8 protein-coding genes are annotated in these 11,053 nt (G+C 73.7%); 6 read left to right on the top strand and 2 right to left on the bottom strand.

Going from position 1 to position 11,053, the window contains the following annotated elements:
• Positions 1–43: 43 nt before the first annotated feature.
• The 3 genes from FHX81_RS00320 to FHX81_RS00310 all read left to right on the top strand — a co-directional run bounded on the left by FHX81_RS00320 (position 44) and on the right by FHX81_RS00310 (position 4,890).
• Positions 44–1,066: an FkbO/Hyg5 family chorismatase gene (locus FHX81_RS00320; RefSeq protein WP_141974656.1), complete on the top strand. Its 1,023-nt coding sequence runs from the start codon at positions 44–46 to the stop codon at positions 1,064–1,066.
• A 59-nt stretch (positions 1,067–1,125) separates the two neighbouring features.
• The gene (locus FHX81_RS00315) at positions 1,126–2,334 is read left to right on the top strand and encodes a 3-deoxy-7-phosphoheptulonate synthase (protein ID WP_141974655.1); all 1,209 of its coding nucleotides are present in this window, start codon (positions 1,126–1,128) and stop codon (positions 2,332–2,334) included.
• Positions 2,335–2,562: 228 nt separating this feature from the next.
• Positions 2,563–4,890, top strand: a complete 2,328-nt coding sequence (locus FHX81_RS00310) for an ATP-binding protein (protein WP_211363335.1) — start codon at positions 2,563–2,565, stop codon at positions 4,888–4,890.
• Between the two features lie 6 nt (positions 4,891–4,896).
• On the opposite strand, the gene FHX81_RS00305 is transcribed toward FHX81_RS00310, so the two are convergent.
• Together FHX81_RS00305 and FHX81_RS00300 are read right to left on the bottom strand one after the other, a co-directional pair.
• On the bottom strand, positions 4,897–5,595 hold the full coding sequence (locus tag FHX81_RS00305; RefSeq protein ID WP_141974654.1) for a GNAT family N-acetyltransferase: 699 nt from the start codon (positions 5,593–5,595) through the stop codon (positions 4,897–4,899).
• Between the two features lie 394 nt (positions 5,596–5,989).
• Positions 5,990–7,597 carry a TlrC/CarA/OleB/SrmB family ABC-F type ribosomal protection protein gene (locus tag FHX81_RS00300; protein ID WP_141974653.1) on the bottom strand — a complete coding sequence of 536 codons (1,608 nt, stop codon included), beginning with the start codon at positions 7,595–7,597 and terminating at the stop codon, positions 5,990–5,992.
• A 218-nt stretch (positions 7,598–7,815) separates the two neighbouring features.
• Between FHX81_RS00300 and FHX81_RS00295 the strand changes: the two genes are divergently transcribed.
• The 3 genes from FHX81_RS00295 to FHX81_RS00285 are packed head-to-tail and all read left to right on the top strand — an operon-like array spanning position 7,816 to position 11,041.
• Positions 7,816–8,823, top strand: coding sequence for a protein kinase family protein (locus FHX81_RS00295; RefSeq protein WP_141974652.1), 1,008 nt, complete (start codon positions 7,816–7,818; stop codon positions 8,821–8,823).
• A gap of 2 nt (positions 8,824–8,825) precedes the next feature.
• The gene (locus tag FHX81_RS00290; RefSeq protein ID WP_141974651.1) at positions 8,826–9,806 is read left to right on the top strand and encodes a hypothetical protein; all 981 of its coding nucleotides are present in this window, start codon (positions 8,826–8,828) and stop codon (positions 9,804–9,806) included.
• Positions 9,806–11,041, top strand: coding sequence for an adenylosuccinate synthetase (locus FHX81_RS00285; RefSeq protein ID WP_141974650.1), 1,236 nt, complete (start codon positions 9,806–9,808; stop codon positions 11,039–11,041). The genes FHX81_RS00290 and FHX81_RS00285 overlap by 1 nt, the downstream gene beginning before the upstream one ends.
• Positions 11,042–11,053: the final 12 nt, after the last annotated feature.

The following is an 11,053-nucleotide window of genomic DNA, read 5'->3' as shown; positions in this document are numbered from 1 at the left end:
GGGGAGCGAATCTGCGATCCACCCCGGCGACCGGGAAGTTGAGATGAAGAGCACACTACTGCCGGCATACGCGCCGGTCTCCACCTTCAGGAGCCCGGGGGACGCCCACCGCACCACGCCGGAACAGCACACCCTGGGGGTCGTGACGTTCACCGACGGGTGGGCGCGCCCGCGTCTGCGCGACGGCCACCCCGAGGTGGGGTTGCACCTGGCAGGCTCGTCCGGGGACGGGTTCGCCGAGGTGTGGATTTCACCGCGGCCGGTGACCGGGGGCGAATTCGGCGACATCACCTACGGGCACGACGGCGAATACGTGTTCTGCGCGACGCACATTCCGGAGACGGCGGACTACCCGACCGCGACGGAAACCGCGTACAGCGCGCTGCTGGAACTGCTGACGTCTTTGGGATATCCGCAGATATTCCGGATCTGGCACTACATGAGCGACATCAACGCCGATTCGCCGCGCGGCATGGAGGTCTACCGGGAGTTCTGCGTGGGCCGGGCCAAGGTGCTCGAACGGCACGGGATGAGCCACGACATGCCGGCGGCCACGGTGATCGGCGCGCACGGCGGCGGGATCTTCCTGTACCTGCTGGCGTGCCGCGGCGGCACGCAGGTCAACATCGAGAACCCGCGCCAGGTGCCCGCCTACCACTACCCCAGCAAGTACGGGCCGAAGTCGCCGAACTTCGCCCGCGCCACCTATTTCGCCCCGGACGGTCCGGGCCGGATCTTCGTTTCCGGCACCGCGGCCATCCTGGGGCACCAGACCATGCACCACGGTGACGTCGAGCGGCAGTGCCGGTTGGCGCTGGGCAACATCGCGCAGGTGATCGGCACCGGCACGTTGTCCGCCTACGACCTCGAACCGGGCCACGGGCTGGCCGACCTCGACCAGATCAAGGTGTACGTGCGCCGGACCGAGGACATGGACCGGGTCCGGCGCATCTGCCGGGAGTACTTCGCGCCCACCGCCGACATCGTGTTCCTCAACGCCGACATCTGCCGGTCCGACCTGCTGGTCGAGATCGAGGGCATCGTCGCCCGCACCGGCTCCTCTTAGGACCGCGTCCCCCGGAGCGCGTCCCGCCTACGGCGGCACCCTGCCAGGAAGGCCACGCCATGCTCGCGTCCACCACCGCATCCACCACGACGATCGCCCCCGACGACTGGGACGCGCTGCCCGCGGCCCAGCAGCCCGACTGGCGGTCGCACGCCTCGTTCGACCGCGTGCGCCGCAAGCTGTCCGCCGTCGCGCCGCTGGTGACGCCCGCGGAGGTGCTGGAGGTCCGCGCCGGTCTCGCCGCCGTGGCCGCGGGCGACGCGGTCCTGCTCCAGGCCGGGGACTGCGCGGAGAGCTTCTACGAGACGACCCCGGAGCACATCGCGGCCAAGATCGCCGCGTTGGACGCGTTGGCGGCACGGTTGGGTTCGCGCGCGGGCCGTCCCGTGCTCAAGGTCGGCCGGGTGGCGGGCCAGTACGGCAAGCCGCGCTCGCACTCGCACGAGGTGGTCGACGGCGTGGAGCTGCCCGCGTTCCGGGGGCACCTGGTGAACTCCGAGGCGCCGTCGGCCGAGGCGCGGCGGCACGACCCGCGGCGGATGCTGTGGGCGTACCACTTCAGCGACGCGCTGATGCGCGAGCTGCGGGCGCGCCGTGCCGCCGACCCGGCCACCGGTCCGGTCCACTTCGGCCCGTGGTCCAGCCACGACGCGCTGGTGCTGGACTACGAGGGGCCGCAGGTGCGGGTGGACGGGGCGACCGGGCGGCGGTTCCTGGGTTCCACGCACTTCCCGTGGATCGGGGAGCGCACGGGCGGGGTGGACGGCGCGCACGTGCGGCTGCTGAGCCTGGTGCTCAACCCGGTGGCGTGCAAGATCGGGCCGCGGTCCACGCCGGAGTCGGTGCTGGCGCTGGCGGATCGCCTGGACCCGGCGCGCGAGCCGGGGCGGTTGGCGTTCATCGTCCGGATGGGGTGGGCGGAGGTCGCCGGGGCGCTGCCGCCGATCGCCCGCGCGGTGGCCGCGGCGGGTCTGCCCGCGGTGTGGTTGAGCGATCCCTTGCACGGCAACACGGTCCGACTGCCATCCGGCCGCAAGACCCGGTTCCTGGACCAGGTGGTGCGGGAGGCGGAGACGGTGCGCGACGTGCTGGCGCGGGAGGGGCTGCGGTTGGGCGGGCTGCACCTGGAGACGGCGGCGTCCCCGGTCACCGAGTGCGTCGGCGGTCCGATCACCACCGAGGACGAGCTGGCCGCCGACTACCGCACGCTGTGCGACCCGCGCCTGAACCCGGACCAGGCGCTGGAGCTGGTGGACGCGCTGTTCTGACCGCCCTCCACCGCACCCGGCCATCCACCGCACCCGGCCCGGCGTCGCCCCGACCGGCGCCGGGCCGGGTGCGGTCGCCCGGTCGTGCGTCGATCATGCCGGTGCCGGCGCCCTCGGCTAGCATCGTGCCAGCCGGTGTGAAGCACCAGCCGCTCAGGTCGTTGGCACGCGCGGGGCCTGTCCGGTGTGTGGACGACTCCCGCCTGGAACAGGGGGAGGCGTTCGGACGTGGTCGGGTGGTCGGCGCGGCGGTTGTTCCCCGGTGACGACGCGACCAGCGCGGCGCACCGCGCGCACGACTGGGCGTCCACGCCGCTCGGGCCGGTGGAGTCGTGGCCGGTCGAGTTGCGGGCGGCGATCCGCACGGTGATGCCGTCGCGGGTGCCGATGTTGCTGTGGTGGGGCCCGCGGTTGGTGCAGATCTTCAACCACGCCTACACGCCCGTGCTGGGCGGCAAGTACCCGCGCGCGATCGGCCAGCCCGGTGCGGAGTGCTGGGCCGAGGTGTGGGACGAGCTGGAGCCGCTGGCCCGGCAGGCGATGGACGAGGGCGTGTCGACGTACTCGGAGAACCAGCTGCTGTTCCTGCACCGGCACGGCTACCACGAGGAGACCTACTGGACGTTCTCCTACAGCCCGGTGCTGGCCGAGGACGGTGCGGTGGCGGGGATCTTCGTCGCGACCACCGACGTGACCGCGCGGGTGCTGGGTGAGCGCCGGTTGGAGACGTTGCGCCAACTGGGCACGCTGTCGATCGCCGAGGCGGACACGGCCGCGGACGCGTGCCGTGCGGCGGTGAAGGTGTTGGCGGGCAGTGCGGCGGACCTGCCGCGGGTCGCGGCCTACCTGCGCACGGGTGAGGAGGGGCCGGTGCTCGTGGCGTCCACGGGTTCGGGCGCGGACACGCCCGCGGCGGTGGTGGACCGGGTGTCGGCGACCGGGCGGGCGGAGATGCTCGGGCGGGACGAGACGCTGGTGCTGCCGTTGGCGGCGGGCGCGCGGGGCACGCACGGCGCGTTGGTGGTGGGGTTGAGCCCGTTCCGCCGCTTCGACCAGTTGTACGCGTCGTTCGTGGACCTGGTGACGGCGGGCGTGGCGACGGCGGTGGACGACACGGTCGCCTACGAGGCCGAGCGGGCGCGTGCCACGGCGTTGGCGGAGCTGGACGCGGCGAAGACGCGGTTCTTCCAGAACATCAGCCACGAGTTCCGCACCCCGTTGACGTTGCTGCTCGCGCCGTTGAGCACGTTGCTGGAGGATTACGCGGAGGTGCTGCCCGCGGACCAGCGGGAGGCGGTGTCGGCGGCGCACCGCGCGGCGCTGCGGCTGCGCCGGCTGGTCGACACGCTGCTGGACGTGGCCCGTGCCGAGGCCGACCACCTGCACTTGCGGCTGGAGCCGACGGACGTGGCCGCGTTGACCGCGGACTGCGCGGCGATGTTCCGCGCCACGGCCGAGGCGTTCGGCCTGGAGCTGGTGGTCGACGTGGCGGGCGGGACGGTGTGGCTGGACCAGGAGATGTGGGCGCGGATCGTGCTGAACCTGCTGTCCAACGCGGTGAAGTTCACGCCCGAGGGCACGGTGGCGGTCACCGTGCGGATCACGGGCGACAGCTGCGTGCTCACCGTGGCCGACACGGGAGTGGGCATCCCGGAGGCCGAGCAGGGCCGGGTTTTCCAGCGGTTCCACCAGGTCGACGGCGTCACCGGCCGCAGCCGCGAGGGCGCGGGCATCGGCCTGTCGCTGGTGGCGGACCTGGCGGCGGCGTTGGGCGGCACGGTGTCGGTGCGCAGCACGCCGGGGCGGGGCAGCACGTTCACCGTCACGGTGCCGAAGTCGGGGGCCGAGGCGGCGGCCCGGCGGATGACGGTGGACGACCTCGGTGCGAGCTTTTTGGGCGAGACCCGGCAGTGGGCGCCGCCGGCGGCGGCCGAACCGGTGGCGGGCAGCGCGCGGCGGCGGGTCCTGCTGGTCGAGGACAACGCCGACATGCGCGACTACCTGACGCGGCTGCTGTCGGCGCAGCGCTGGCAGGTCGACGGCGTCGGCGACGCGGAGGCCGCGCTGGAGCACGCCCGCGCGGTCCGGCCGGACCTGGTGCTCAGCGACGTGATGCTGCCCGGCCGCGACGGTCTGGCGCTGCTGGGCGAGCTGCGGTCCGATCCGGTGCTGGCGCGCGTGCCGGTGGTGCTGCTGACGGCGCGGGCGGGCACGGAGTCGGCGATCGAAGGGCTGCGCAACGGCGCGGACGACTACGTGGTCAAGCCGTTCCACCCGGCCGAGCTGATCGCCCGCGCGCGGGTGCACCTGGAGCTGTCGAGCTTCCGCGAGGCACTGCTGGCGGAGGGTGAGCGCGAGGCGAGCACGTTGCGGGAGGCGTTGGCCAGCCGCAGCACGACCAGCCAGGCCGTCGGCATCCTGATGGCGTTGCACCGCTGTGACGCCGACACCGCGTTCCGGCGGATCACCGCGATGTCGCAGCGCCGCAACGTGAAGGCGCGCGACATCGCGGCCGAGCTGGTGGCCCGGTTCGTGGCCGGTCTGCCCGGCCGGTGACGGGGGTCAGGCGCGCACGGCCGCCGCGGTGTCGGCGGGCACGCGCAGCAGCGCGATGACCAGTTCCATGCGCAGCCGGAAGCCCAACGACTCGTAGAGCCGGATCGCGGTGGTGTTGCTCGCGGCGGCGTGCATGAACGCCTGCTCGCCGCGTGCCCGGATGCCCGCGGTCACGGCCCGCACCAGCCGGGTGCCCAGGCCTCGGCCCTGGTGGGCGGGATCGGTGCACACGGCGCTGATCTCGGTCCAGCCCGGCGGGTGGAGGCGTTCGCCCGCCATCGCGATGAGCGCGCCGTCGCGGCGCAGGCCGAGGTAGGTGCCCAGTTCGACGGTCCGGGGCAGGAACGGCCCGGGTCGGGTGCGTTCGACCAGGTCGAGCATCTCCGGCACGTCGGCGGGCCCGAGCCGGACCGCCTCGGGCTCGTCGGCGGAGCGCACGCCGGCGTCCACGAGCTGCACCACGTCGAACCGCTCGACGACCTCCCAGTCGGCGGGTGGCGGGTGCGGGGTGGTGATCGGCACGGTGGTGCCCGGTCCGGCGAGCGCGGCGAGGTCGGACCACGTGCTGTCGTCGGGCCGGTCGGGCAGCGCCACGAACGTCGCCACGTCCGGCTGGTAGCGCAGCACCCGCCCGTGCCGTTGGGCGAAGCGGGCGTGCGGTCCGGTCAACGACGTCCAGGTCGGGTTGTCCAGCGGCGAAGCCATCGCGGTTCCCCCCAGTAGTGCGCGATCCACCGGATCATGCGTGCCGGCGGGGCGGTCTGTCCACCGCGTGATCGCCCCGCCCTCGGCGCACCGCGGGGGAATCGGCGCGCTTCGGGCGGGTGGGCTCGCCGGCGTCGACCGGCGTGGTGCGTCGGCTGGACCGGGCCCGACCGGGCTGCGGTCCGCCTCGGCCGTGCCCGACCTCGGTGACGGCATGACGATGGCCGTCGGTCCCCCTGCCGCCTGCCTCGCTGACCGACGACCCGGCGGCCGCGCGGGGCGTGCCGGCTCGGGCCCCGGTGCGGCGTCACCGCGCCGTGCCGGTTCGCGGTCGCGTGGCGGCCGTTCGCGGCGGCGACCGACCTGCACCGGTCGGCCGCCGCCGCGCCCCGGCTCACGTCACCTCGCCGTCCTCCATGTGCAGGTGCGTGCCGCGGAACTCGGCGCGGGTGCGCCGGTCGTGGGTGACGACGACCAGTGCGCCCGGGTAGTCGGCCAACGCCTGCTCCAGGTCCTCGACCAGGCCCGGTGACAGGTGGTTGGTCGGTTCGTCGAGCAGCAGCAGGTCGACCGGTCGGGTGACCAGGCGGGCCAGCTCGGCGCGCCGCCGCTGCCCGTAGGACAGCTCCCCGATGCGCGTGCGCAGGTCGCGCCGGTCGAACAGGCCCAGCGCGAGCAGCACGTCCACGTGCTCGTCGGGGTGACCCGGCAGGCCCTCGGCGAACGCCTGGAGCACGGTCAGCTCCGGCCGCCACGGCGGTTCCTCCTGCCGCAGGTGCCCGACCCGGCCCGGCACGTCGACCACGCCGGCGTCGGGGCGCAGTTCGCCGCCGAGCACCTTGAGCAGCGTGGTCTTGCCCGCGCCGTTGGGCCCGGTCACCAGCAGCCGCTCCCCCGGCCGCACGGTCAGGCGCAGCACCCGCAGCCGGTCGCCGACCCGCACGTCCGACAGCTCGGCCGCCCACCGGGCGTCACCGCCGCCACCGGGGATCCGGGTGGAGAACCGCAGCGGCTGCGGCGGCGGCGCGACCGGGTTGGCGGTCAGCCGCGCCCGGCGTTCCTTGGCGTTACGGATGCGGCTCATCGCGCCGTGCCCACGACCCCTGGCGCGGAACGGCCCGGCGGCGAACACGGCCAGCGGCAGCTTGCGCGGGATCTCGCCGAGCTGCCGCGTCGCCGTGGACAGCAGCCGGTCCTGGCGGGTCAGTTCGGTCCGCCACTCCCGGTGCTCGCGCAGGCGTCGGGCCCGGTGGGCGGCCTTGGCCACGAGGTAGCCGTCGTAGCCGTCGCCGAACCGGGCCGCGCGGCCCGCCTCGACCTCGACGATGGTGGAGGTGACCCGGTCCAGGAACTCGCGGTCGTGGGTGATCGCGACGACCGTCCCGGTGTGCCGGGCCAGGTGCTGCTCCAGCCACGTCACGGCCTGGTCGTCCAGGTCGTTGGTCGGCTCGTCGAGCAGCAGCAGTTCCGGCGAGGACGCGAGGGTCGCGGCGAGCGCGAGCCGGGACAGCTCGCCGCCGGACAAGGTGCCCAGCGCGCGCCGCCGGTCCAACCCGGGCAGCCCGAGGCCGTGCAGGGCCACCTCGACCCTGGTGTCGGCCTCGTACCCGCCCCTGGCCTCGAACAGCTCGACCAGCGACGCGTAGTGCTCCGGGTCGGCGCGCGGGCCGGCCAGGTCGGCCTCGGCCCGGCGCATCCGGGTCTCCAGGTCGCGCAGGTCGGCCAGCGCGAGGTCGACGACGTCGGCGACGGTGGCGTGCGGCGGCAGGTCGACGGACTGGGCCAGGTACCCGATGCCGCCGGGCGCGACCACGGTGACCTCGCCGTGGTCGGGTGCGACCCGGCCCGCGACGATCGCGAGCAGCGTGGACTTGCCGGAGCCGTTGTCGCCGATCACGCCGACCTTCTCGCCGGGTTTGACGGTCAACGAGACCGCGTCGAGCACGACGCGGTCGTGGTAGCGCTTGGTGACGTCGTGCAGGGCTAGTTGCGCGGTGCGCAAGGCAGACTCCTGTTCCCGGCGGGGCACGCCGAGTCATCGGTGCGGAGGAAGGGAGAACTGCGCTCGCGGAGCGGTGCTCGACGCGAACGCGGGACCGATGATCACAGGAAGTACAACATCGCCGACCACCATAGCCCCGAGATCCACCGCACGCCACGTGACCGGCGACACACCGCCATTCCACTCGACCGCGAGTTTGAGTCGTATAGACTCAAACTATGTTCACCAGGGACGAAGCGCTCGACATGGTCGAACGGGCGGGCTCGGCGGCCGACCTGTTCGGCCCGGTCGACCCCGACCCGGACCGGCGGAAGGAGGCACAGCGGCTCTACCTGAAGCTCGCCGCCGTCCTGCACCCCGACCGGGTCGGCCCGCACGACACCAGGGCCCACGCCGCGTCGGCGGACCTGACCCGGCTGCACCACGAGTGGCTGCACGCGGCACCGGTCGACCTGCGCACCGACCGCGCCACCTACCGGGTCGCCGAACGGCACGCCGTCGGCAGCGTCGCCAACGTCTACCGCACCGACGGCCCGCACGTGGTCAAGGTCGTGCGCAACCCCGCGCTCAACCCGCTGCTGCACGCCGAGTGGGACGCCCTGCGCCGCCTCGCCCGCTTCACCGACGAGCACCGCTGGCTGCGCCCCTACTACCCCCGGCTGGTCGACACCTCCGGCGACGTGGCCCGCGGCTCCCGCGCGTTCACCGTCCTCGCACCGCTCGTGGACGGGTTCGTCACCCTCGCCGACGTGCGGCGGGCGTTCCCGCGCGGCCTGGACGGCCGAGACTACGCCTGGATGCACCGCCGGCTGCTGCGGGCGGTCGCGGGCGCGCACCGGATCGGCCTGGTGCACGGCGCGATCACCGCGGACAACGTGCTGATCCACCCCGAGCAGCACGGCGTCGTGCTGGCCGGCTGGACGTTCGCCGTGAACGCGGGCGAACGGCCCCTGGCCACCGACCGGACCACCGCCTACCCGCCGGAAGTCCACGACGGACGACCGGTCACCCCCGCCACCGACGTCCACATGGCGCACACGCTCATGCGCGACCTCCTGGCGGACACCGAGACCGCGCAGCTCCGGTTCGCCCGCGGCTGCGCGCAGGACGACCCGGCCCGACGGCCGGACGCCGTCGACCTGCTCACCGAGTACGACGACCTGCTCGACGACCTCTACGGCGAACGGACCTTCCGCCCGTTCACCCTCACCAGGACAGGAGCCTGACCATGGGACACGGCAAGTGGGACGACAACGCCTACGCGGCGGCCAAGACCTTCCGCGCGGCCAAGGGCATCGACGACTTCGGCTACACCGCCGCGCTGCGGTCGCGCCCGTCGAAGGAGTGGAAGGCCGACCCGTCGCTGGACCCGAAGGGCGTCGTGGCGCGCGAGTGCCGCGACTCACCCGACCACGCCGACTCGACGCCCATCGCGGTGCTGTTCGACGTCACCGGCTCGATGGGCCGCGTGCCGCAGATCATGCAGCGCAAGCTCGGCAAGCTGCACGGCCTGCTCCAGCGCAAGGGCTACCTCGCCGACCCGCAGCTGATGTTCGGCGGCATCGGCGACGCCGACAGCGACCGCGTGCCGCTGCAGGTCGGCCAGTTCGAGTCGGACAACCGCATGGACGAGCAGCTGCGCACGATCTTCCTGGAGGGCAACGGCGGCGGCCAGAAGAGCGAGTCCTACGAACTCGCCGCCTACTTCGTCGCCCGGCACGTCGTCACCGACGCCTGGCAGAAGCGGGGCCGCAAGGGCTACCTGTTCCTCATCGGCGACGAGCTCAACAAGCCCCGCCTGGAAGCCCGGCACATCCGCCGGATCATCGGCGACGACGTCAAGCAGGACATCGACCCCGCCTCGGTCTACCGCGAGCTCAGCCGCAAGTGGCACGTCTACTTCGTGCTGCCCGACCAGTCGTCGTACTACCACGACCAGGACATCGCCGACCACTGGCGCGACCTGCTCGGCCAGCGCTTCCTCAAGCTCGACGACCCCGGCGCGGTGTGCGAGCTGATCGCCGCCACGATCGGCGTGGAGGAACGCGTCGTGGACCTCGACCAGGCGTTGGTCGACCTGGCCGAGGTCGGGTCGGTCGCCGAGAGCGCGGCCGTCGGCAAGGCGCTGGTCCACGTCGGCGGCACGACCGTCGCCACCACGACCGCTCCCCCGCGCCTCGACGGGCCCGACGACGTCACGCTGACGTGATGGACGGGCACATCATCGTCGTCGGCCTCGGGTTCGGCGACGAGGGCAAGGGAGCGGTGGTCGACGCGCTGTGCCACGACGGCCCGGTCACGTCGGTGGTCCGGTTCAACGGCGGCGCGCAAGCCGCGCACAACGTCGTCGTCGGCGACCGGCACCACACGTTCAGCCAGTTCGGGTCCGGCACGCTCGCGGGCGTGCCGACCCACCTCTCCCGGCACGTCCTGGTCGAACCGATCGCCCTGGCCGGCGAGTCGCGCGAGCTGGCGCAACTCGGCGTCCCCGACCCGCTGCGCCTGCTGACCGTCGACGCCGACGCCCTGCTCACCACCCCGATCCACGTCGCCGCCAACCGGGCCCGCGAAGACGCCCGCGGGCACGCCCGGCACGGCTCGTGCGGCAAGGGCATCGGCGAGACCACCTGGTACGGGCTGCTCGCCGACCGCGGCGCGGCACCCGGCGACGTCGTGGAGGACCAGGTCGTCCTCGGCGCACCCGGCGCACCACCGACGGTCGGCGACTGCGCGCACCCCGCCGTGCTGCGCGCCAAGCTCGACGCCCTCGCCCGGTTCTACGAGCCGCTGATCGGCGACGGCCCGTCGGTGGACGACCTCGTGTCGCTCTACCGCGACTTCGCCGGCGCGGTCCGCATCACGACCGGCGACGAGGTGGGCCGCCTGGCCGACCGGGGACGGCTCGTGTTCGAAGGCGCGCAGGGCGTGCTGCTCGACCAGTGGCGCGGCTTCCACCCCCACACCACCTGGTCCACGGTCACCCCCGACAACGCCCGCGACCTGCTCGGCCACCGCCCCGCCACCGTCGTCGGCGTGACCCGGACCTACCAGACCCGCCACGGCGCGGGCCCCTTCCCCACCGAGGACCGCGAAGTCCTCGCCCGGTTCCCCGAACGCCACAACGACACCGGCCGGTACCAAGGCGCGTGGCGGGCCGGCCACCTCGACGCCGTGCTGCTGCGCTACGCGATCGACGCCTGCGGCGGCGTGGACGCCCTCGCCGTCACCCACCTCGACGCCCACGACCTCCAAGTGGCCACCCGGTACGACGCGCCCCTGCCCGCCACCGACCTGACCGCGTTCCTCACCCACCGCGCACCCACCCTCGTCGACCTGCCCGACCCGGTGACCTGGCTCGAAACGCACCTGGACGTGCCGGTCCTGGTCACCGGCGCCGGACCCGACCGGACCGACTACGCGGTGCGCGCACCGGCGCGGCGCTGAGTGCGGGAGAAT

Origin of the sequence: Saccharothrix saharensis (assembly GCF_006716745.1) — a bacterium.
GTDB lineage: Bacteria > Actinomycetota > Actinomycetes > Mycobacteriales > Pseudonocardiaceae > Actinosynnema > Actinosynnema saharense.
This window is presented reverse-complemented; position numbering and strand designations above follow the sequence as displayed.

Coding starts and splice junctions, on each gene's coding strand:
- FHX81_RS00320 (WP_141974656.1), top strand. CDS start 44: ATGAAGAGCACACTACTGCCGGCATACGCGCCGGTCTCCACCTTCAGG.
- FHX81_RS00315 (WP_141974655.1), top strand. CDS start 1,126: ATGCTCGCGTCCACCACCGCATCCACCACGACGATCGCCCCCGACGAC.
- FHX81_RS00305 (WP_141974654.1), bottom strand. CDS start 5,595: ATGGCTTCGCCGCTGGACAACCCGACCTGGACGTCGTTGACCGGACCG.
- FHX81_RS00295 (WP_141974652.1), top strand. CDS start 7,816: ATGTTCACCAGGGACGAAGCGCTCGACATGGTCGAACGGGCGGGCTCG.
- FHX81_RS00290 (WP_141974651.1), top strand. CDS start 8,826: ATGGGACACGGCAAGTGGGACGACAACGCCTACGCGGCGGCCAAGACC.
- FHX81_RS00285 (WP_141974650.1), top strand. CDS start 9,806: ATGGACGGGCACATCATCGTCGTCGGCCTCGGGTTCGGCGACGAGGGC.